Source organism: Candidatus Nitrosotalea okcheonensis (assembly GCF_900177045.1).
GTDB lineage: Archaea > Thermoproteota > Nitrososphaeria > Nitrososphaerales > Nitrosopumilaceae > Nitrosotalea > Nitrosotalea okcheonensis.
The window spans coordinates 1,823,243-1,843,938 of sequence record NZ_LT841358.1 but is presented as its reverse complement, the minus strand read 5'-3'; the positions used below and the strand labels follow the sequence as shown (position 1 = coordinate 1,843,938).

Annotated in this window: 25 protein-coding genes and 1 tRNA gene; 7 read left to right on the top strand and 19 right to left on the bottom strand. The window is 37.2% G+C overall.

What is annotated here, in order from left to right; translation table 11 throughout:
• Nucleotides 1-77: 77 nt before the first annotated feature.
• Together BQ3481_RS10810 and BQ3481_RS10805 are read left to right on the top strand one after the other, a co-directional pair.
• Nucleotides 78-1,421, top strand: a complete 1,344-nt coding sequence (locus tag BQ3481_RS10810; RefSeq protein WP_157928263.1) for a cation:proton antiporter — start codon at nt 78-80, stop codon at nt 1,419-1,421.
• Nucleotides 1,422-1,589: 168 nt separating this feature from the next.
• Complete coding sequence (locus BQ3481_RS10805) at nt 1,590-1,778, top strand: type II toxin-antitoxin system HicB family antitoxin (RefSeq protein ID WP_157928262.1); 189 nt, start codon at nt 1,590-1,592, stop codon at nt 1,776-1,778.
• Nucleotides 1,779-2,152: 374 nt separating this feature from the next.
• Here BQ3481_RS10805 and BQ3481_RS10800 read toward each other — a convergent pair.
• The 15 genes from BQ3481_RS10800 to BQ3481_RS10730 form a co-directional block, all read right to left on the bottom strand.
• Nucleotides 2,153-2,251: transfer RNA gene (locus BQ3481_RS10800), tRNA-Ser, on the bottom strand.
• Between the two features lie 395 nt (nt 2,252-2,646).
• Complete coding sequence (locus BQ3481_RS10795; RefSeq protein ID WP_157928261.1) at nt 2,647-3,096, bottom strand: hypothetical protein; 450 nt, start codon at nt 3,094-3,096, stop codon at nt 2,647-2,649.
• 27 nt (nt 3,097-3,123) lie between these two features.
• Entirely contained in the window at nt 3,124-4,122 is a 999-nt protein-coding gene (locus BQ3481_RS10790) for an RNA-guided pseudouridylation complex pseudouridine synthase subunit Cbf5 (protein ID WP_157928260.1), read from the bottom strand.
• Nucleotides 4,094-4,678 carry a cytidylate kinase family protein gene (locus BQ3481_RS10785; RefSeq protein ID WP_157928259.1) on the bottom strand — a complete coding sequence of 195 codons (585 nt, stop codon included), beginning with the start codon at nt 4,676-4,678 and terminating at the stop codon, nt 4,094-4,096. The genes BQ3481_RS10790 and BQ3481_RS10785 overlap by 29 nt, the downstream gene beginning before the upstream one ends.
• A 1-nt stretch (nt 4,679) precedes the next feature.
• Nucleotides 4,680-5,330, bottom strand: coding sequence for a DUF106 domain-containing protein (locus tag BQ3481_RS10780; protein ID WP_231911800.1), 651 nt, complete (start codon nt 5,328-5,330; stop codon nt 4,680-4,682).
• Nucleotides 5,302-5,892, bottom strand: coding sequence for an adenylate kinase (locus tag BQ3481_RS10775; protein ID WP_157928258.1), 591 nt, complete (start codon nt 5,890-5,892; stop codon nt 5,302-5,304). Before BQ3481_RS10775 ends, BQ3481_RS10780 begins: the two co-directional genes overlap by 29 nt.
• The gene (secY, locus tag BQ3481_RS10770; RefSeq protein WP_157928257.1) at nt 5,879-7,318 is read right to left on the bottom strand and encodes a preprotein translocase subunit SecY; all 1,440 of its coding nucleotides are present in this window, start codon (nt 7,316-7,318) and stop codon (nt 5,879-5,881) included. The genes BQ3481_RS10775 and secY overlap by 14 nt, the downstream gene beginning before the upstream one ends.
• A complete protein-coding gene (locus BQ3481_RS10765) occupies nt 7,315-7,737 on the bottom strand; it encodes an uL15 family ribosomal protein (protein ID WP_157928256.1) in 423 nt (140 codons plus the stop codon). The genes secY and BQ3481_RS10765 overlap by 4 nt, the downstream gene beginning before the upstream one ends.
• A gap of 1 nt (nt 7,738) precedes the next feature.
• Entirely contained in the window at nt 7,739-8,206 is a 468-nt protein-coding gene (locus tag BQ3481_RS10760) for a 50S ribosomal protein L30 (RefSeq protein ID WP_157928255.1), read from the bottom strand.
• An 8-nt stretch (nt 8,207-8,214) separates the two neighbouring features.
• Nucleotides 8,215-8,850, bottom strand: coding sequence for a 30S ribosomal protein S5 (locus BQ3481_RS10755; protein WP_157928254.1), 636 nt, complete (start codon nt 8,848-8,850; stop codon nt 8,215-8,217).
• Entirely contained in the window at nt 8,847-9,335 is a 489-nt protein-coding gene (locus BQ3481_RS10750; protein WP_157928253.1) for a 50S ribosomal protein L18, read from the bottom strand. Before BQ3481_RS10750 ends, BQ3481_RS10755 begins: the two co-directional genes overlap by 4 nt.
• A 46-nt stretch (nt 9,336-9,381) precedes the next feature.
• Entirely contained in the window at nt 9,382-10,296 is a 915-nt protein-coding gene (gene argF / locus BQ3481_RS10745; protein WP_157928252.1) for an ornithine carbamoyltransferase, read from the bottom strand.
• Nucleotides 10,293-11,594: a signal recognition particle-docking protein FtsY gene (gene ftsY, locus BQ3481_RS10740; protein ID WP_157928251.1), complete on the bottom strand. Its 1,302-nt coding sequence runs from the start codon at nt 11,592-11,594 to the stop codon at nt 10,293-10,295. The genes argF and ftsY overlap by 4 nt, the downstream gene beginning before the upstream one ends.
• Nucleotides 11,595-11,605: 11 nt before the next feature.
• Nucleotides 11,606-12,028, bottom strand: a complete 423-nt coding sequence (pfdA, locus tag BQ3481_RS10735) for a prefoldin subunit alpha (protein ID WP_157928250.1) — start codon at nt 12,026-12,028, stop codon at nt 11,606-11,608.
• A 71-nt stretch (nt 12,029-12,099) separates the two neighbouring features.
• The gene (locus BQ3481_RS10730; RefSeq protein ID WP_157928249.1) at nt 12,100-12,723 is read right to left on the bottom strand and encodes a superoxide dismutase; all 624 of its coding nucleotides are present in this window, start codon (nt 12,721-12,723) and stop codon (nt 12,100-12,102) included.
• A 124-nt stretch (nt 12,724-12,847) separates the two neighbouring features.
• On the opposite strand from BQ3481_RS10730, the gene BQ3481_RS10725 reads away from it, so the two are divergent.
• Entirely contained in the window at nt 12,848-14,830 is a 1,983-nt protein-coding gene (locus tag BQ3481_RS10725) for a S8 family serine peptidase (RefSeq protein WP_157928248.1), read from the top strand.
• Nucleotides 14,831-14,832: 2 nt separating this feature from the next.
• Here the strand turns inward: BQ3481_RS10725 and pckA are convergent, their stop codons facing one another.
• Nucleotides 14,833-16,437 (bottom strand): phosphoenolpyruvate carboxykinase (ATP), encoded by a 1,605-nt coding sequence (pckA, locus tag BQ3481_RS10720; protein ID WP_157928247.1) that lies wholly within the window; start codon nt 16,435-16,437, stop codon nt 14,833-14,835.
• A 101-nt stretch (nt 16,438-16,538) separates the two neighbouring features.
• Here pckA and BQ3481_RS10715 point away from each other — a divergent pair, with 101 nt between their 5' ends.
• Complete coding sequence (locus BQ3481_RS10715; protein WP_157928246.1) at nt 16,539-16,940, top strand: 50S ribosomal protein L32e; 402 nt, start codon at nt 16,539-16,541, stop codon at nt 16,938-16,940.
• A complete protein-coding gene (locus BQ3481_RS10710; RefSeq protein WP_157928245.1) occupies nt 16,924-17,373 on the top strand; it encodes a 50S ribosomal protein L19e in 450 nt (149 codons plus the stop codon). The genes BQ3481_RS10715 and BQ3481_RS10710 overlap by 17 nt, the downstream gene beginning before the upstream one ends.
• Nucleotides 17,374-17,375: 2 nt before the next feature.
• On the opposite strand, the gene BQ3481_RS10705 is transcribed toward BQ3481_RS10710, so the two are convergent.
• The 3 genes from BQ3481_RS10705 to BQ3481_RS10695 all read right to left on the bottom strand — a co-directional run bounded on the left by BQ3481_RS10705 (nt 17,376) and on the right by BQ3481_RS10695 (nt 19,838).
• Nucleotides 17,376-17,672: an MGMT family protein gene (locus BQ3481_RS10705; RefSeq protein ID WP_157928244.1), complete on the bottom strand. Its 297-nt coding sequence runs from the start codon at nt 17,670-17,672 to the stop codon at nt 17,376-17,378.
• Nucleotides 17,669-18,448, bottom strand: a complete 780-nt coding sequence (locus BQ3481_RS10700; RefSeq protein ID WP_157928243.1) for a D-aminoacyl-tRNA deacylase — start codon at nt 18,446-18,448, stop codon at nt 17,669-17,671. The genes BQ3481_RS10705 and BQ3481_RS10700 overlap by 4 nt, the downstream gene beginning before the upstream one ends.
• A gap of 223 nt (nt 18,449-18,671) precedes the next feature.
• Nucleotides 18,672-19,838 (bottom strand): RNA-guided endonuclease InsQ/TnpB family protein, encoded by a 1,167-nt coding sequence (locus BQ3481_RS10695; RefSeq protein ID WP_157928242.1) that lies wholly within the window; start codon nt 19,836-19,838, stop codon nt 18,672-18,674.
• A gap of 126 nt (nt 19,839-19,964) precedes the next feature.
• Between BQ3481_RS10695 and BQ3481_RS10690 the strand changes: the two genes are divergently transcribed.
• Together BQ3481_RS10690 and BQ3481_RS10685 are read left to right on the top strand one after the other, a co-directional pair.
• A complete protein-coding gene (locus BQ3481_RS10690; RefSeq protein ID WP_231911799.1) occupies nt 19,965-20,150 on the top strand; it encodes a SecE/sec61-gamma family protein translocase subunit in 186 nt (61 codons plus the stop codon).
• Nucleotide 20,151: 1 nt separating this feature from the next.
• Complete coding sequence (locus tag BQ3481_RS10685; RefSeq protein ID WP_148693231.1) at nt 20,152-20,607, top strand: transcription elongation factor Spt5; 456 nt, start codon at nt 20,152-20,154, stop codon at nt 20,605-20,607.
• The last annotated feature ends 89 nt before the right edge of the window (nt 20,608-20,696 follow it).

The following is a 20,696-nucleotide window of genomic DNA, read 5'->3' as shown; positions in this document are numbered from 1 at the left end:
TGACAGAGAAAAATTATTCTTGTTCGAATAATCCTTGAAAAATAATTTACACTACAAAATTTTCAATGTGAAAAAATATGGCCTTTCAAAATTTGATAGAATATGCAAAATCACTGGTAGGAACAGCAGATGTTTCAGGACCAATAAACAATGTCCTACATTCTAATATTATAAAAACAGAGATTTCCAAACTCAATCACAACCTAGCTCTGATGATATTTCAAAACACTAATCTTACATCCCCACAAGTTATCCTTTTGGCAATTGCAGTCATAGTTTTTGTGGGTGTGGCAGGAGAAGCCTTCTTTAGGAAGACCGGCATTCCAGAGATACTTTTTCTTATAGTAGTAGGCTTTGTTTTGGGACCAATCTTTGGTGTAATTGATGCCTCTGCAGCTTTCAAGATTATACCATATTTTGCATCACTGGCTCTTATCATAATTATGTTTGATGGAGGCTTGAGCCTTGACATAAAGACAGTGATTAGAACAGCACATTATTCTCTTTTGCTTGCAATACTAAGCTTTACAGCTACAATAGCCATAGTATCCGCTCTTGCTGTATTTGTCTTGGGCTGGGAATGGATCAACGCAATACTTCTTGGTTCAATCCTTGGCGGAATTAGTCCCATAGTGGTCTTTGCGATAGCAAAGAGATTACCAATATCTGAAGAAACAAAGTCAATTCTAATTTTGGAATCTGCTCTGACCGATGTCATGGCCACAATTGGTGCTTTCTTATTGTTCAATGTGATTACATCTGGACAATTTAGCTATGGAATACTGGGATTAGATTTTGGAAGAGAGTTAGCAGTAGGCTTTGGGCTCGGACTTGGAATTGGAATTCCATGGCTTTATGTTTTCTCCAAGATTTCAAATGTCAAACATGCATACATGCTTACACTTGCAATCTTGTTTGTACTCTTTTTCTTTGCTAAATCATTAGGAGAGTCAGGTGCGCTTACTGCTCTGGTCTTTGGCTTGGTACTTGGCAATAGGAAAACACTATCAAGATATCTCAAGTTTAAAATGCCTGAAATTTCCATGGATGATACATTCCATGATGAAGTGACATTTCTTGTAAGATCGTTCTTTTTTGTATTTGTTGGGTTAATTGCAGAATTTGGAGAGTTAAGATATCTCGTAGTGGGAATTGTTATGGCAATAGTAATTTACATATCAAGGAGGGGAATCACAAAAGTTTGTCTTACTTCAAAGTTTTCTGAATTTGATAAAAAAGTAGTGAGAACAATGATACCAAGAGGTTTAGCAGCAGCAGTCCTTGCCACATTTGCGTTAACCTTTGCAGTTCCTCATGCAAAGGTCTACCCAGAGATCGTATTTATCATAATAGTTGCAACGGTAATAATCACAACCATAGATTTGGGTAAGATTTCAAAAAGAACTGCAAATCAACTTTGATTTACCACTTATTTTTTTAAAAATATTTTATCCATACCTTTGATGTGCATTGTAATTTTAGTTCAAAACCCACTAAAGGTTTGCTCTGCAAGACTTACTGGGGGAATTGCCCAATTAGTTGAGCCTTGGGCACAAATAATTAAAAACAGTATTTGACTATACATGTCTGTGAAAGTAAAGGATGTTAAAGCTAAAATAATCAAAGAAGATGATGGAACGTACTCTATTGCATGTTCTGCACTGGGTGTTTACAGTACGGGTAAAAACTTGCAAGATGCCAAAAAGAACTATCTGAAAGCTGTCAGGCTTCATTTATCAGTATTAAGAGAAAAAGCTACAGAAGCTATTACGGTTTGAAAAAACTTTCTCCCATAGATGGAAAAGAGCTTGTCAAGATTTTATGCAATAAGTTTGGTTTTAGGACAATAAGGTAGAGAAAGGAAGCCATGTAACCATAACAAACGACATCACATACATTACTGTTCCACTAAAGGAGATTAGCATATGATTACTCTGGGTTATTTTAAAAGATTGTAATATAACAAGAGAAGAATTTCTGAAAGAAATTTAGGTGATTATCAATTATTTGCCGAGAGAGATCTTTTTCCATGAGCTTGTAGGTTCACTCTATCCTATCATCATAATCATAGATTGATGCAAGTTTTGGTTTTCTACGCTCTTGTCTCATGGTACGATATAATGAAGAAGGTGGACTTTAAACTAAATTAAGGCGCCGGGAGAGAGATTTGAACTCTCGAACCCTTGCGAGTACGCGCTTTATGGTATACTAATTTCCAGGCGCGCGCCCTACCAGGCTAGGCGACCCCGGCATCATTTCGCCAATTCATTTTCGTTGTAAAATCTACCATATATTACTGTAAGAGACAATCATTTTACAAACTTCTTTGTTGGAAATATGACCACCATTGCAGAACCTATGAAAAGTGCTAGTACGCCCAGATCATTGATACAGTCACGCACTATTACATGCACCAAAGATCAGATTAGTATCGCATCACCTTTAGAGCATTAAAACAATGTAAAATTGCAGGCTTGAGAATGGAAAATCAATATTGTGTTTCATATCAAGTAAAGAGAATTCAACATCAACACGATAGATAATAAAAGTAGGCAAGAAAATAAATCAGATGTGGAGATCCAACATATTGTCAAAGGACACATTCCACATAAAGTAATTATTAACAGAGTTTATGGGTAGACCAAACTATGTCAGTATATTTATGGTAACAGATCGTTGTAGTACATTTCCATTATCTAAAGATGCATTTGAAATTATTTTATACCTTCCCTGGTATATCTTGCTTCCATCACTCTTTATCTGATTCCACACAAAGTTTTTTTCTTCTTTTGGATCCAACTTGGAGACTACATGAGTAGATATTGGAGAATATATTACAGTACCATCAAGTTGTACAATTTTCAAGCCGTATGATGAATCTTCAAATGTGAGTGGTACTGTTCCAGAATTTATTATTCGTATATGGATTAATTCACCTGGACGATAGTTTATTTTTTCTGGAATAATAGTAAGAGACGGTCCATTTTCATAGACAAGTGTAGGAATTTGATTTGCAACTTGCAAGAGATAGGATCCTAACAATCCAGCAGCTACTAACCCTACTATAAAAAATATGGCTGCGCCTTTTGGAATCAACTTGAAAAATTCAGGTTTGATTCCTTTTTAATTGTTAACTACAGCCTTTGATCTCCAACTTTTGGGATATGTGTTTGGAGCCATGATGATTCTCTTGATCTTAAAGGCAAAGCCTTTCGTGTTTTCAACAATTTCATCCTCACTCAAGGTTGCTTCTGCAAGAGCCACGATTTCGCCTTTTTGTGTATATATCGCAACAAAATCTCCACGCTTTAGTCCAGGGGATATTTCAAGAATGCCAGGTATCGCAAGCTGAGCTCCATGACATAGGGCATCAACTGCAGAGTCTCGTATTACGACAGATTTTATCTCACTTAGAGTAATTTCTATTGGCATCATTATTCTTCGTAGTTTAGTATCGTCGCCATTTTCTTTCCACAGCGCATATGCATCAACAAGGTCATGCATTTTTACCAGATTAGAATATTCATTAAAGTGCCCTACCCTAGTCCTTCTGAGCTCAATCATAGTTGCTCCTTCACTAAGAATTTCTCCCATGTCGTAGAAAATTTTTCTGACATATGTTCCCGCTTCACATAAAATTCGGAGAAGCAGGAGTCGTTCCTTTTGTTCTATTATTTCGATTTCATACACATGTCTAATCCTAGTTTGCCTAGATACCGCAGACCTTTGTGGAGGCTTTTGGAATATCTTACCTGTGAGTTGTTTAAGTACATCATTCAGTTTTTCTTGTGGTGGAAGCGTATGCAGTCTTCCAAGAGCATGATATTCTTTTGGTCCAAGTAATAGAACTATGAGAGCTTTAGTAGCTTCTCCCAGCCCTATTGGTAAAAGTCCAGAAACTTGAGGATCAAGGGTACCGCTATGACCTGCCTTTGGAATATGTAATATTTTTTTTACCCAGGACACAGTTTCATGGCTTGTCGGGCCATTTGGCTTGTCAAGCAAAATAAAACCATATTCTAAAAGTTGTTCGATTGATCTTTTGTCATAATATGTACCATAGGCATCATTTGTGATGTCTTGGTCTACCACTCTAAGATTTTGTAATTGTTTGAGCGTCATAGTAATTTTTCACCGCATTTTTTGCTTGTGTTAGTACTTGTTCTGGTCCGAGATTATCTGTGTTAATGATAGTGTTAAACACAGATAGATCCTCGCCAAAATTAAAACCGTAAAGCTTGTGGTACAGTGTCTTGTTTTCATCATATCTTTTTCTGACTATTTCAAGTGCATCTTGTATAGATATGTCATCCCGTGTTGTCATTCTTTTTGCACTATTTTCATGTGAACCGGCAAGCCAAATTTTAATGCCGTCTTTGACTAACCAAGGCAATGTATAGCTTGTTATGATCACATCCTCTGTTAGAAATATTTTTTTCAGTTTTTCATCTACCTCCTTATCAAATTCAGGATTTCCTTTTCTTATATTCAAAAAATGCATCCCTTCTGCCGTATCCCAGAAATCATCCCGGTCAGTCTCAAAGCCTTGATCGTGTGCCATTTCTTTTAACACATCACCCCCGCTTAGATATTTCAAATCAAATTCATCTCCAAGTCCTTTTGCTATTGTAGTCTTTCCAATGGCCGGTGGACCAGAAATTATTACTGAGCGAAGCAATTTAGCTTGTATCCATTGTAGTTTTTGTAACTCTCATTATGATACCGCTAAAGGAAGCAGAGGAAAGGAAGTACCACGCCCAGAAATACAATTCGTTTACATGATGACATACATCTAGATGTCCTGGAAGTTGAGATTCTGCAACTTTGGCTGCAGTACAAGTTAATTCAAAAAATCCTCCAGGTATGAAGTTTAGTGATATTGGTGATATGGCAACAGTGTAGGAGAATAGTGGAGGAAGTACAAAGTAAAATACAAGAATTAGTGGAAGAAATGTAAACATCATTGGTCTCATGTTCATCTGCATTACTTCCATGTTCATCTTGTTCATGTATGCAGATTTTTTGTTGAGCTCATCTGTTTTTGCTTGATCTTTTGCCTTGAATGCTGCCATTCTTTCCTTTTGCCAGGCCTTTGTTTCCTTGAGCAATCTTTTCAGTTTTTCTTGATCAACCATTTTTCGTTTTATTATTGCATTAAGTAGGTTGAGACCTATAGATATGCTCATTATGCCAAAGGCAGATGGAATCATTCCTTTTATTATCGGGTTAGCACTACCCAACGGTCCCTTGCTCAGGCCAGGGATTTGAAGTACTATTGAATTTATGAAATCAAGAAATATGTTAGGTTCCATTGTCATACCCCATTGCATTAAGAATACCTCTTGCTGCTTCATCAACTTTACCTTCTGTGTTAAGAACCATCTTAATTGGAGAACCGCACAATATTGAACAAGTAGACAACATCGCACTTGTGACATCAAGTTCTTTTTTTATTTCATCAATTGATACAATGTCTCTAGTTCTAGTCGTATCAGTCATTCTACGATTATAGATCTCTTCAGGTCGAGCAGTTATCATAATAAAACTGTCAGGATTGAGAATTTCTAGAACATTATGTGGAAGTCCAGGGTAAAAGCCCTCTTTTGTTGAAATGAATGCATGTGTATCTACAATTATTACATCGTCATCAATAGAAGATATAGTTCGTGCAGCCATTGATTGTAATTCTTTTTGTTCCTTGACAGAAAGTTTTCGAAGATCATCTCGATTTTGTATTCCTTTCTTTTTTGCCTCATCAAACATTACTGTTCCAAAAATGGATACACTTACTCTGATGCTTTTTTCTTTTAACAATTCTACTACTCGTGATACAACTGTGGTTTTTCCAACACCTGGAATTCCCACAATTATGATGTGCTTACTTTCTGCCAAGCAATGCACCTAGGGTAGGCATTACTTCTTCGACTTTTTCTCGAACAAGTAAATTGTAATAGTTAATCAAGATATCAACTGTTAACAACATTCCTGTCCCTGATCCAAATGTTCCTAGTACATCAGAAGTACCAGCTAATAATCCCAAGATGATAGAACCAATTATAGTGACAGATGGGATGTATTTTTGGAGCAGGTTTTCAACAGGTTGGTTTGAACGCCTGAAACCTGGAATCTGCACCTCTGCATCAAGCAAGTTTTTAGCTGCACTCTTTGCAGAAAGACCTCCAAGCTCAATCCATAATCTACCAAATAAGACAACTATTCCCACCATGAACAAAATATACAAAACAGCTCTAGTTGGATCTAATGCAATAATGTCAAGGCCACGCGGTGCTGTAACATAGTAAAGTATACCTCCAGTAGGAGTGGATGGAGAAGTAGGATCAAACATTCCCAAGAAATTCATAAATGGATTTGCATTTCGCGGGTTAAAGTTAGCCCACATGATTTGCCCTACAAATACAGCATTAGCAGTAAGTGCAGAAGCCAAAATCACTGGAATGTTGGAAACATACATCAACTTGATTGGATATACTGCAGAAAATCCTCGATATTTGGTAGATACTATCGGTATTTCGATCTTAATTCCTTGTGTATATACAAGAATCAGTAAGACTCCAGCTGTTATCAGTAGACCAAATATGCCAGGTAGCTGATTAGACCTGAAAAAGAGATTAGAAAAGTCATGATTCAGTGCGCCATGTATAATATTTGCAAATACACCTACTGGACCTCCATCTCCTGCAGGTATAGGACTGAACAAGCTCCAAACCACCTGTTGAGCCACACCTGCTGCAATGAACAAACTAATTCCACTTCCAAGTCCCCACCCTTTTTGCACCAATTCATCTAATAGCATAATTATCACGGATGCGCCTATTAGTTGCCCTATCAAAATGAATATAGCTTCATGATTTGGCATTCTTGGTCCATAAACTGCCATCCCATACAAGGAAGACTCGGCTATGATTACTATGTAAGTAACAATCTTAGTTGCTGTTTGATACAGTTCTCTGTCCTCTGGCTTTTTAAAATCAAGATGAAATATCTCAGAACCTTTTAGAAGCTGCATCAAGAGTCCAGCAGTAACAATAGGTCCTATTCCAAGTTCTATCAATGTACCCTGCTGTGAGGCAAAAATTACTCTAGCAAATGCAAGAAAATCAAAAGATGGTGTAGATGCCCCGTATAGAGGAGTTTGACCCATTATCATGTAAATGAATAATGCAATTCCACACCACATCAAACGAACTTGAAGTGAAATTTTCTTTTTTGGCTTTGGTACTTGAGGAATATAGACTTCAGCTTTTGAGATGATAGTTTTTAAAAAACCGGCAGAGGATGTACCTTCTTCTGCTGTCACGCTACTGCTTGCACCTCGCCACCAGATTGTTTTACCTTTTCTTCGGCGGAAGCAGAGAATTTTTCCACCTTAACAACATAAGCATTTTCAGTCTGTCCTCCTCCTAACAGCTTGTCGTAGCCTAGTTCAGTAAGGTCTATCAATTTCTTTCCACCTTCCTGTTTTCCAGATTTTGCGAAGATATCATCCAAATCTCTTACGCTGACCCATTTACGGACAAGATTTGGATGTGGTGGGTGAGTAGAATCATGACCGAAATGTTTGGGATCAGTCATTAGCATTCTTATGAAATGATGTTTGTGTAAACCAGATTGACCAAGTCCACCCTTATGGCCACTTGCTCTGTGTTGACCTATTTGTCCCCAGCCACAGTGTCTACTTCCTCTATATTTTCTTGTTTTTCTAGTTCTTGTTGGCATTTTACATCATTAACCTCACTTGTGCTAAGAGTTCTTTATGACTACCAAGAATTCCTCCCTCTCCATACATCTTCTTGGTGTTTCGTTTGAAACCATGTTTGGGAGGCGATAAAGCAAACCATGGCTTGAGTGGCTTTAGTTTAGATAATGTAACAGAACCTTCAGCAAGTGATTTTGCAAGTTCGTCGGTATTTTTGAATCCTAATTGAGCCATATCTGCCTCGGTAATTTTTTGATATCCACCTTTGCGTGCCTTCTTCTCCAACAATTCTTTTGTGGTGGACACATCAATTTCCTGCCACGATACATAATGTTTAATCTTGTCAAGCATTCCTTTTGTATTATCTTTCTCGGGAATTATTGTAGCTCTGAATCTTTTGTCCAAGTTTAGGAGATCCATTGTTGTAGTAGCCCAATAAGGAACATTTACGGTTCCCTTCATTCTAACTATTAAGAAAGCTTTACCCATATCTTCATTCAACCCTGACTAAATGTTTGTCTCAAACAATCCAAAACAGCTCGTGATGTAGAGGTCATGGTGTTTGTTGACCCCGTACTTTTTGTCCATGCGTCCTTTAAACCGGCTAATTTTAGAAGATTTCTAATATTTCCACCTGCTACAAGACCAAGGCCTCTTGGACCTGGTATAACTTCCACTGTCACACTTCCACCCCTTCCTCTAATTTTAAATGGAACTGAATGAGGTTGTTCACATCTGCATTCCCAACTTCCACAACCAAGTTTTACTGGACTTACATTAAGATAAGCTTGATTTGTTGCTTTTTCAATTGCGATTCTCATTTGCTTTGATTTTCCTTGTCCTATTCCTAACCAGCCATTTTCATCGCCTGCTGCAACAAGTGCCTTGAATCTAGTATACTCACCATTGGTTGTTTGTTTTTGAACAATTCCAACATCTATTACTTCAGTTTTAATTCCCGGCAATAATTTTTTAATAATTCCAGCCTCTTGAATTCTATAACCATTTTCATAAATTTCTTTCATGGATGTAATTTTCTCAGTTGCCACTAGTGTTCCCAATTTTGTTCTTGGAGTCCACACTTGTTCTGGCTCTCTTCTTGGCGGTCTTGTTCTCTGTTCTGTTCTACTCATTTGGATTTAACCTCACTATCTATTGCAGATTTTACTTTATCGATTTCATTTGCAACTTTAAGATGCTTACCACTAATCCTTTCATCAGATGGAAAAGTTTCTGCGTCTGCCGGTACTTCTAGACCTGCATCTATTATTCCTTTCAATGCTGCCGCAATTCTTTGAGTATATTTTCTAGTACCAGTATAAAGTACAGCGTTCTTGGTTCCGCTCGCAAGTGCTTTCTTACCTGCCAAGTAACCAGTCAGATATGCTGCAGGTATACTCTTTCTAGATCCCTTCCAACCTTTATTTAGAAGCGATCTGGAATGAGCTGATGAAAGAACCTTATCACCTGCCATTTCAGGTTTATGAATTTGTACAAGTGTATTTTCGTTAGATATCTGAACTGTGATAAAGTCTCGTCTACCCATAAGAAGATGCCTTCTTTTCTTATAGTTGGTCTTCTCGTCCCGAGATCTACGTAATATTTGTGAATATGCCATCTGCTAAACCTATTTACAAAAAATTTTGGTGAAGCTCTTATAAACGTTAGACTCTGAGCAAAGAAGCCATCAATGCCTTTTGCGCATGAAGTCTATTTTCTGCTTCATCCCATACTACAGATTGTGTGCCATCTATTACTTCACCTGTAACCTCTTGACCTCGTTTTGCAGGAAGACAATGCAAGAAAATTGCATCATGATTTGCTTTTTTCATCAAATTAGAGTTTACTTGAAAACGAGGTAGAAAATCCTTTGTCCTATCCGTTGCCTGGTGATGAATTGAAACAAATGTGTCAGTTACCACAACATCGGCATTTTTTACTGCCAATACTGGATCGCTAAGTAATTGAATATTGATGAATTTTTTTGATTCTTTTATTACCTCGCGATTTGGCTCGTATCCTTTAGGAGTTGCAATGTTAATGTCTACTGATGCTTTTGCGCACCCATAAATCATAGAATTGCACACATTATTTCCATCTCCTATCCATGCAATTTTTAATCCATCAAGCTTTTTCTTTTTCTCTTTGATCGTCATAAGATCTGCCAATATTTGACAGGGATGAAAAGAATCTGAGAGCCCATTTATTACAGGAATGGTTGAGTTTTTTGCCAACATTTCTAATTCATCATGAGAATACACCCTAGCCATAATTACATCAACATATCTTGATAGAGTCTTGGCCGTATCTTCTATTGTTTCACCTCTTTTTAGCTGTAAATCATCAGCAGACAAACTGAGAGCATGTCCGCCCAATTGAAACATTCCAGTTTCAAAGCTTACTCGTGTACGAGTTGAAGGCTTTTGAAAAATCATGGCAAGTGTTTTATTTTTTAGAAGCGGTTTAGAAATTCCCTTTTTTAGATCTTGTTTTAGTTTTATGGCATCATTTATTATTCCAAGTAATTCATTTTTATTCAACTCGTTTAATGTGAGTAGATCTTTTGTTTTTACTTTCATTTCTTCATCCATCCAAACAACGAACGTTTCTTTATAGGCTTCTCATCTTTTGACTCTTCAATTGTTTCTTTTTCAGTTTCTAATTCAGATTCAGGTTCTGATTTTGGTTCATCTGTCTGTTTAGTTTTTGGTCGTCCTGTAGAAATCCATTTTTGAATATCAGATGCAAGTTTTCTTGCCTGGTTATCATTTTCTGGAGGCGGTACATCAAATAGAGCAGAATATGTTTCTATATCATTTGTGGATATTCCAGTAAACGGATCTTCTGACATTTCTTGTTCAGAAAATGGTTTTAGTTCAACCTTAGGTTCTGGTTTTAGTTCAACCTTAGGTTCTGGTTTTAGTTCAACCTTAGGTTCTGGTACTTTTTTCTTAACACCCTCAACAACCTCCTCTGGACCAAAGAGTGTTTCTAAAAACACATCTTTATCAAAAGGTTTCAGATCCTTGTATTCTTGTCCAACACCTAAGTAAAGAATTGGACTAGATGTTACTTTTACTATTGATATTGCAGCCCCACCACGTGCATCTGCATCACTTTTTGTAAGTATTGCCCCATCAAATGTAGTATAATTATAAAACTCTCTTGCTTGGCTCACAGTATCATTTCCAGCTAATGCATCTCCAACAAATAGTTTAAGATCAGGATTTACTACCTTGTTAATTTTAGATATTTGATCCATTAAATTTTTGCTAGTTTGCATTCTACCAGCTGTATCAATAAGTATACAGTCTATTTTGTGCGATTTAGCATAAAGAACTGCATCTCGTGCAACTGCAGCTGGATCAGAGCCATAGTTTTGAGCAATAACTTTGATGTTGAGCCGTTTCCCATGTTCACTTATTTGTTCTATTGCACCTGCTCTATAGGTATCAGCTGCTGCAATTACAACCGAATATTTGTTTTCACGTAGAAAATTTGCAATTTTTGCTATTGTTGTAGTTTTTCCCGTACCATTTATTCCCATAAATGATATGATGTAAGATTCGCCTTTTTCCTTCTTTGTTTGAATATTAGAGAGAATATCTACCTTGCCGGCGTTATCAAACATATTTGATATACTTTTTCTTAATTCCTGTTTTACAACTTCATCTACTGTGTCCTTGCTAACTGTAGAACCAATCAGTTGTTTTTTCAAATCACCTTTTAGTGCGTCAATAACTTCTGTTGCAACATCAGATTCTAAAAGCGCAATTTCAAGTTCAAATAAAACTTCGTCAATGTCTTTTTCCTTTAGCTCTTTTTCTCCAAAACTTTTTGCGGCTATAGAAAATGCATTTCTTAATTTTTCAAACATGTTATACTGCCTTACTGCGTTGAACTATGATTAGATTGTATAAGTCTGTTCATTTCATGTTGTCCCTGTTCAAGCTTCATAGAGACTTCATGTCGCTGTGACGCTAATTGTTGCAACACCATCTCTAGTTCCTTAATTCTAGATTCCATATAGTTTATTGCTAAATTTTTATCTTGTTCCACAGAAGCTCCAGCACCTATATTTACAATCATTTTTTGTTCAGGATTTATTTTTGCTTTAACATAAACTCCCAAACCAATTGGTACGAGTGTTTCACAATCAACATTACCGACCATCCCCTTCATTGATTCGACCGCATTTGTTGCCTCCTGTAAAAGTCTCATTACTGTTTCCTCACGTTGTACCAAATCATTCAGATATGATTCAAGAGCCTGCATCTGTTGCAACAAAGACTGAGCCTGTTCTTCACTCATCTGCAAAAAATTCACTTGTTGACTATAAATTCATTCTGAAAATATCAAATAAAACAAAAAGAAGAAAGGAATTATGCTTTTATCTTTGAAAGTCGTGAATCTATTTCGTCCCAGTTTATTACGTTCCACCATGCATTGACATAGTCTGCACGTCGATTTTGGTATTTCAGATAATATGCGTGCTCCCAAACATCCAATCCCATCAATGGAATAAGATTTTTGGTACGTGGGCTTGTCTGATTTGGCATGGTAGTAAACTCAACTTTCTTTGTCTGAGGATTGTAAGCTAACCAACCCCAGCCACTTCCCTGTATAGCAATGGTATCCTTGATGAATTTTTCTTTGAAGCTGTCAAAGTTTCCAAACACCGAATTAATAGCTTCCTCCAAGCTACCTCCGGGTTTTCCGCCGCCACCTGATTTCATACTATTCCAAAACAAGGCATGGTTTTCATAACCGCCTCCATGGAAATTCACTGCACCTCGAACATTTTCTGGGACTTGATTCAAGTTTGAAAGTAACTTGGTCAGTTCCATATTTTGTAGTTCTGGACTCAGATTTGCCAATGCATTATTCAAGCCATCAGTATATGCTTGATGATGCTTTGTGTGGTGAATTTCCATTGTTTTAGCATCAATGTGTGGTTCCAAGGAATCATACGTGTATGGTACTTTTGGAAGTTCATATTTTGCCATAAAAGTTACACGTCTTTCTTGCAATTTATGGCTTTGGTTGCAAATGCATTTTATCTAGTCTCAATGCAGATAAACCGTGATAGAGAAATTACTAATTTTTTCTCTTGTTTTAATTTTATGTAGCATGTGTTTTATTTCATACTCCAATGAAGAAAAACAGAATATACTTTCAAGAAGCATACAACTAGTCGGTACTCAAGTTCCGCGACAGCATGGCTTGAGTGGTCAGGGAATTAAAATTGGAATAATAGACACTGGAATAGATTTTGATCATCCAGACTTGCACGGTTACGGACCATCAGGGCGAATCACAGGCGGATATGATTATGTCAACATGAATGAAAAGCCAATGGATGTAAATGGTCACGGTACAGAGATTGCAGGCATAATTGGTGCCAATGGAAATTTTTCCGGCATTGCTCCAAAGTCTCAGTTATTTTCATACAAGGTTTCATCTACTGGAGAGGCAGTCTCATCAGAATACATCATACAGGCTATCTCTCGTGCTATAAAAGATAAGATGAATGTAATTAACATCAGCCTTGGAGTAAATAGAACTAATGATGAATTAGAAAGTGCAGTTGATAACGCAGTAAAAAAAGGAATTGTAGTAGTTGTAGCAGCGGGAAACAATGGACCAGATGAAAAAAGCATTGGTAGCCCAGGCAGAGATTTCAATGTGATAACGGTGGGAGCTTCGTACAACAATATAACATCAAGTCTTGCATCCACTTTAGAAATTGGAAACAAGCAATACAGTGCTGCTCCGATGCTTGGTACGAATGTTTCAGAAAACCCAATTGAGGGTAAAATAATTTATGGTGGATATGGAAGAGTCAAAGATCTTCAGGGAATCAATGTCAAAAATTCCATACTACTGGAACAACGGGGTAGCAATACAACTGGTGAAAAGGTATTTTTTTCTGAAAAAGAGAAAAATGCAGCAGACCGTGGTGCAAAGGGATTAATAATATACAACAATCAGAGTGGAATTTTCTTTGGTGAACTCATAGGACCCAATTCAACCAAAGACTATCATCCCAGGATTCCCGTAATTTCAATATCAAGAGAAGACGGTATTGGATTAAAAGCGATGTTGAAAAATAACACTGTGGGTAGGTTGAACATATTTTATCACCCAGACTTTGTAGCGCCATTTAGCTCACGTGGACCAGTTTCCCCATTTTACATAAAACCAGATCTTGTTGCACCTGGAGTTTACGTAAACACCACGACAATTGGCGGCGGATATAATTTAACTAGTGGTACAAGCATAGCAGCACCACATGTTACAGGTGCAGTAGCAATACTACTACAAAAATACCCAAGTTTAGATCCATCATCCATAGCGTCCATAATAACTACAACAACCGATCCCGTTACAGATGCGTATGGTGAAACATTTCCAATCAATGTTGCAGGTAGTGGAAGATTGAACATTACAAGAGCGACTTCTGCCGGTTTGATCATCTCACCACATAGCCTAGTTTTTAATCTCTCTTATGAAAATTCCAATGAGACTAGGACATTACATTTGCATTCAATTAACAACACCGTAATCCCAAAATTAAAAGTACAATTCTTATCGAATGAACCAAGACTTGTTTTCAATTACACAGCAAGTAACAATACACTAAATGTGCAAATTACAGATAATGCAAGAAATCTGGGTGATTATGACGGATTTATAATAATTGATGATTCAAAAACTTTGTACCGTATTCCAGTCATAGTACACGTTACAAAGGGAACAATAAAGGAAAACCAGAATGACGCGCAGCTTAATTTTACTATAGACTATCCTGGCAAATGGTCATATGCAAAGATTTCTTTAATGAAAGCTGGCTCACAGGATATGAAAACAATTGGCATCACTCCACAAAATACAAAGACTATCACCATTCACAATACAGGAGAATATTGGGTTCAAGCTGATATCAAGGTTGGAAATGAAACGGATCATGCATATGAGATATTAACGATAAATCACGTCACAAAAGGCTATCCAGATATTGAAGATATTTTACATATTCCAATTAAACAGACAGCCATTATTTTTTCCATCATAATAATCGCAGTTATTGCGGTACTGGTAAAACGTAGATAAAATCAGATGTGTGGTCCAGCATTTTTTATTTCCTGAGCTACATTTCCAAATTTTTTGAAATTATCAACAAACATTTGGGCTAGTTTTTTGGCAGACAAATCATATGCGTCTTTGTCAGACCAAGTATTTCTTGGATTCAAAACCTCAGAAGGAACATCAGGACATGTAATTGGGACATCCACATTAAATACCTCATCGTGTCTATATTGCACCTTATCCAATTCTCCTGAGAGTGCAGCTGTGACCATACTTCTCGTATGATGAATATTCATCCTTTTTCCAATTCCATATGGTCCGCCTGACCAACCTGTGTTTATCAAATATACCACTGCCTTGTGTTTGACTATTTTTTCTCCCAGCAATTTTGCATAAACTGATGCGTGTCGTGACATGAAGGGTGCACCAAAACATTCAGAAAATGTTGCCTTGGGTTCGGTTATTCCTCTTTCAGTACCTGCAAGCTTACTTGTATATCCAGACATGAAATGATACATAGCCCCTTCTTTTGTGAGTCTGGAGATGGGCGGCAATACACCAAATGCGTCAGCTGTTAGAAATATTATGATCTGTGGATTCCCGCCAAGACTTGGTATCACTGCACCTGGAATGTAATCAAGAGGATATGCAGCTCTAGTATTTTCAGTTAGACTCCCATCATTGAAATCTGGCATCATGGTTTTCTTGTCAATTACAACATTTTCTAGAACTGCACCAGACCTTATCGCATCCCAGATTTGTGGTTCTGCATCTTTGTTTAGATTGATACACTTTGCATAACATCCTCCTTCAAAATTAAAGATGCCTCTATCAGACCATCCGTGTTCATCATCGCCTATCAATTTCCTATTAGAGTCAGCAGATAGTGTAGTTTTTCCAGTACCCGAGAGACCAAAGAACAGAGAAGTGTCCCCGTTCTTTCCTATATTAGCAGAACAGTGCATTGGAAAGACACCTCGTGATGGTAAAATGTAATTCATTACAGAAAACATTGCCTTTTTTATTTCTCCGGCATATGACGTTGCTCCAATCAAGACAATTTTCTTTGTATAATTAAGAAGAATGAATGTATCAGTTTTTGTCCCATCTGCTTCTGGTATTGCTTTGAAATCATTTAGTGCGATAACAGTATACTCTGGTTTGTGAGACTCTAGTTCCGAGGCAGTAGGTCTAATGAAGAGTTGTCTTACAAAGAGGCTTTGCCATGGATGATCAGTTATAATTCTGATGGGTAATCGATGTTCGGGGTCTGCACCTACAAATCCATCAAAGATGAAGATTTCTTTATCTACAACGTATTTTCTCATCTTTTCAAATATTTTATCAAACTTGTCTTCTGGAAACGGGTGATTAATTTTGCCCCAGTCAACGGTATTGTGAGTTTGTTCATCATCTACTATAAAACGGTCATCAGGTGATCTTCCAGTATATTTTCCGGTTTTCACAGCCAATGCGCCGCTGGCAGTCAAAATACCCTCGTTTCTTTCTTCTATTAGATCAATGAGATTTTTGACCTGTAGATTCCTCTGTATCTTGGCAGGTTTTATTCCCATTTGTTCCAATTGTAATACAACGTGACGAGTGATTGTAGGTTCCAAATCCTCTATCATCTAGTAAGACGATTCCCTATGAAAATCCTTATTATCTCTTCGGATCACGTGAGCCCAAGCAAGAAACGTATTTATTGTAAAATTTGGTCAGAGTCGTATACATGCCAATCAATAAAGAAGCTCTTGAACTTAGAAAAAAGGTAGCAGAGCACAGGCCAGATTTTGTTAGACAGGAAAGCTGGAGATATTCAAAACTTGCAGAATCATGGAGAAAGCCAAAAGGCATGGACAACCATCAAAGAAAACAGAAAAAGGGATGGCCAGCTCTAGTACGAGTCGGATATGGAGGGCCAAAGATTGCAAGAGGATTACACCCATCAGGATTTACGGATAATTTAGTTTACAATTTAAAAGACTTGGAAAAGCTCGATCCTAAGAAAGATGGCATCAGATTTGGTCACGGAGTAGGGAAAAAGAAGAGATCAGAGATGATTACAAAAGCAATGGAAAAAAACTTCAAAGTATTCAATGCAAGGGTGTCAGCTAGTGGTAGTAAATCTTAAGTCTAAAAGACAGCTAGTCTCCAGAATTCTTGGAGTAGGAGTAGGTAGAGTAAGATTTGATCCAGAATACTTGGATGACATAACAGATGCAATTACTCGTGACAACATTAGAAGCTTGATAACCGCTGGAACAATTCAGGTAAAGCCAATCATAGGAACTTCAAAAGGAAGAGCACATTTCAAGAAATCCCAGAAACGCAAACGTGGAACTAAACAAGGTTCCAAAAAGGGAAGAAAAGGATCAAGAGTAGGAAAGAAGGAAGTGTATGTCAAGAGAATAAGAGCAATGAGACATCAACTAAAAGTATCAAAATCAAGAAAAGAAATACCAAACGAAAGTTATTGGAAATTGTACAAACAAGTTGGTGGAAATCAAGTAAGAAACTTGGCACATCTTCGTAGCTTGATAGAAGAAGTTCATTCCAAGAAATAAATTTAGAATCTAAAGATTCTGTCCTTGTCAAGAATTTTCCCTTTCTTGATTGTTATTCCTTCTTTAGAAAGCATGTTAGTTTTTACTTTCTCACCCCATGCATAGCCTCCGATTTTACCAGTGGACAGAATCACCCTATGACATGGAACAATAACAGGAAAGGGATTTTTTTTCATCATTTGCCCTATAGATCTTTGCCCGTTTTTTATACCAACTGCCTTTGCAAGTTCAGAGTATGTAGTAACCTTTCCTTTTGGAACTTTCAAAAGTTTTTCATATACTCTGTGTTCAAGTTTCAAATTTTTACCATCTCTAGATTACTTGTACTTATCATCTCAACTATTTTTTGTTTACTCTTTCCAAGTCCGCTCCAATCCACCAGTGCAAATTTAGCTTCATTATTTCGTTCTACAATGTGATCAAAAAGATCTGAATCCATATTGTCAAGACCATGTTTTGGAACAACAGTACCTAATGCAAAATCACCCTCGAGAAGTTCCTTGTTGAATTTTCTTGGATAATGAGTGCCACCAAAACAGATGGCCACATCATGTTTGCTTGGAGATTCTGACATTTCTTTTAAGACAACTTTTGCCACATTTTCACATAGCACAGTATCTGCCCATTCTCTTTCAGTTGTACCTATTTCAATGAACAGTGTTGGCTTGTTCAAGGCAGTAGGTCCATGATGAGTAGCCTCTATTGTTATGTCAAATTTTGAAAAGAGATCTCGTTGTTCCCATAATCGTTTCATGTATGACTTTTGTCTATAAGGATGAGGTATTGCAACTTGTCTTGCAAATCCGCCAAACATGGCATCGCCAAAGTTTCCCGTACTGTGACAAGTCAGTGCAAGATCTCCACTTTCAGCAGCGTGTTTTGATAAAAATACATAACCATCATAAGGATATTTTTCTTCAAGCCAATCGGCAGATATTGCCGGAGTCGGTATTATTACAAGATCAAAATTACTTCCATGAAAAACCCCATCATCGTTTTTGTTCATTTGTTTTGAAAGAAATGTAGCCATGTTAAAACCTGCAGGATCAGATTCGTATGCTACTAGTAGATCCATAAAAAAATAGTCATGGTACTACTTTATTATCGTAGAGGAAAATCTGGTTTTATCATAACATGTGCAAAAGTGTCTGTATTTTAGTTGCTAAAAGTTTGTCTGATTTACTTTATAAAATACCATGAATCAGAATGAAAAAACGTGAGCGAGAATAAACATTACAACATGTTCAAAATGTAGCAATTTGCATCCAAAAGGTTCTGTCGGATTATCGAGATCTTGATCATTTTCGAGTCTCAACCAACTTGCTTCCATCTACTTGCAGGATTACTGGCCGAAAGTTTTCCAGATTCCCGTTCACCGCTTCAACTAAAAGCCCTCTAGGATGGCAAAACCTACTCCACCCCTTGTAAGATATGTTCATGGATGCAACTACATCCCTGTCTATTGATCTCTTACAATTATTGCACAACAATTTTCGTCTGTGAAACCTGTCCTCTTGGAGTCTTTCTCCGCATATTGGACAGAGTTGGCTTGTGCGTTTAGGATCTATGAAACCAACAGGAATTCCTTCCCATTCTGCCTTGTATTGTATCTGTCTTTGCAGTTCATAGAACGACCATGAGTTTAATCTTCTTCTATATTTTGTTCCCTGACCGTTTCCCTTTCTGTATAATTTTCTGATGCACTTGATATCTTCTAATACTATCATTGACTTTGATTGTACCGCCCTTGATATGATATCCTTTGATATCTTGTGCAGGTGTTGCTGTATACGTCTTGCACGCCTGTTGCCCAATCTTTTCTGGAAATGTTTCTTTTTTCTTACGTCAAATCTTTTAAAAGATGATATCACATGAGACATGTTTTCCTTTATTGATAATAACTTGCTAGTCTTGTACATCACAGTTTGATTTGGAGTTGATATTGTGATGTTTCTGAGGTTCCTGTCTATCCCAATCACGTTTTCTGGAATGATTTGCTCTACTTGTTTTCTTACTGAGATTGATACTGAATCAGGTGTTATCACAAATGACCTTGGTTCTGCATTTTCCAATTGTGACATGGTGTGGCTGTCCAGTCTTACCAAGAACTTGTCACCATGGTACATTGGAAATGAAAGCAACATGCCTGTTATTTTAAAACCATAGCATGAGACCAGATATGGTTTTGAGATGTATGGTGATTTTACTATTCTTCCTTTTTTCATGTCTTTTTTCCTCTGTGCCAGCCTGCCCATTGCCTGAGACATGGCAGTAAGTTTGTAGTAGGACTGTATATTGAATTGGGACAAATCCTTGTAGTGCAATGACGAGAATTTATTCAGGTTTGATATGTTTTCAGATATCCCTATTCGTATGCAATAATTTACCATGTCCTTGAATGTTTCCATCATGGACTGGATTTCATCAGGAAATGTGTGAATCTGCTTTACTGATTTTATGGTCATTATGCCATCTCCTTGTTTATCGATGAAATATTGTAAAGTCGGTATTAATTATTTATGGCAGGTCTTGATAACCCGACATAACCTCCAAAATAAGAATTATAAGGACACTTTGGGAAAAGTCCTCCAATGGTAAAGATAAACCCAAAGCAGATGCTCAAGGACATGGTCAATACAATGAAACTTGCCAGAAAGTCAGATAAAGAAGACTACATGGAACATTTGAGACTGGTATCTCTTGGAATGGCTACACTTGGAGCCATTGGATTCATAATTCAGTTTACATTTGCTGTTATCAATTTAGGACATAGATAGAATGGCTCAGGAGACAAAATCACACTTTTTTGCTGTTAGGACCACCGGAGGTCAAGAAAAGGTTGTCATGGGCCTATTGGAAAACAGAATTAAATTAAAAAAACTTAACATACAATCAGTTCTTTTGTTAGAGAACCTCAAAGGGTATGTAGTGGTGGAAGCCATAGATGCAAATGCAGCATTTGATGCACTACAAGGAATCAGACATATTAGAGGTCAACTGAGAGGAGAATTGACATTCAAGGACATAGAAGGTTATCTTGTAAAGAAATCCACTGTTTCAGAATTGGTTGTGGATCAAGTAGTAGAGATTATTGGCGGTCCGTTCAAAGGCATGAAGGCCACAGTCACACGAGTAGATCACGACAAGGAAGAAGCTACAGTGATTTTACTTGATGCACCTTACCAATTGCCAGTTACAGTAGATGCGAATTATCTAAAACCATCAACGCATTAGGGTACTGCCAAGTTTTATCAGAATACATCGATTACTTTCATTGTGTGACCAAAAAGATAATTTCTTAAGAAATTCGTGACAATTATGAC

What these genes read in the sequence shown, in the direction of transcription:
- BQ3481_RS10685 (WP_148693231.1), top strand. Translation starts at nt 20,152, where the DNA reads ATGGCTCAGGAGACAAAATCACACTTTTTTGCTGTTAGGACCACCGGA.
- BQ3481_RS10780 (WP_231911800.1), bottom strand. Translation starts at nt 5,330, where the DNA reads ATGCAATGGGGTATGACAATGGAACCTAACATATTTCTTGATTTCATA.
- BQ3481_RS10690 (WP_231911799.1), top strand. Translation starts at nt 19,965, where the DNA reads ATGGTAAAGATAAACCCAAAGCAGATGCTCAAGGACATGGTCAATACA.
- BQ3481_RS10730 (WP_157928249.1), bottom strand. Translation starts at nt 12,723, where the DNA reads ATGGCAAAATATGAACTTCCAAAAGTACCATACACGTATGATTCCTTG.
- BQ3481_RS10700 (WP_157928243.1), bottom strand. Translation starts at nt 18,448, where the DNA reads ATGGATCTACTAGTAGCATACGAATCTGATCCTGCAGGTTTTAACATG.
- BQ3481_RS10725 (WP_157928248.1), top strand. Translation starts at nt 12,848, where the DNA reads ATGTGTTTTATTTCATACTCCAATGAAGAAAAACAGAATATACTTTCA.
- argF (WP_157928252.1), bottom strand. Translation starts at nt 10,296, where the DNA reads ATGAAAGTAAAAACAAAAGATCTACTCACATTAAACGAGTTGAATAAA.
- pfdA (WP_157928250.1), bottom strand. Translation starts at nt 12,028, where the DNA reads ATGAGTGAAGAACAGGCTCAGTCTTTGTTGCAACAGATGCAGGCTCTT.
- BQ3481_RS10715 (WP_157928246.1), top strand. Translation starts at nt 16,539, where the DNA reads ATGCCAATCAATAAAGAAGCTCTTGAACTTAGAAAAAAGGTAGCAGAG.
- BQ3481_RS10695 (WP_157928242.1), bottom strand. Translation starts at nt 19,838, where the DNA reads ATGACCATAAAATCAGTAAAGCAGATTCACACATTTCCTGATGAAATC.
- BQ3481_RS10810 (WP_157928263.1), top strand. Translation starts at nt 78, where the DNA reads ATGGCCTTTCAAAATTTGATAGAATATGCAAAATCACTGGTAGGAACA.
- BQ3481_RS10755 (WP_157928254.1), bottom strand. Translation starts at nt 8,850, where the DNA reads ATGAGTAGAACAGAACAGAGAACAAGACCGCCAAGAAGAGAGCCAGAA.
- ftsY (WP_157928251.1), bottom strand. Translation starts at nt 11,594, where the DNA reads ATGTTTGAAAAATTAAGAAATGCATTTTCTATAGCCGCAAAAAGTTTT.
- BQ3481_RS10750 (WP_157928253.1), bottom strand. Translation starts at nt 9,335, where the DNA reads ATGGCATATTCACAAATATTACGTAGATCTCGGGACGAGAAGACCAAC.
- BQ3481_RS10765 (WP_157928256.1), bottom strand. Translation starts at nt 7,737, where the DNA reads ATGCCAACAAGAACTAGAAAAACAAGAAAATATAGAGGAAGTAGACAC.
- BQ3481_RS10790 (WP_157928260.1), bottom strand. Translation starts at nt 4,122, where the DNA reads ATGACGCTCAAACAATTACAAAATCTTAGAGTGGTAGACCAAGACATC.
- BQ3481_RS10760 (WP_157928255.1), bottom strand. Translation starts at nt 8,206, where the DNA reads ATGGGTAAAGCTTTCTTAATAGTTAGAATGAAGGGAACCGTAAATGTT.
- pckA (WP_157928247.1), bottom strand. Translation starts at nt 16,437, where the DNA reads ATGATAGAGGATTTGGAACCTACAATCACTCGTCACGTTGTATTACAA.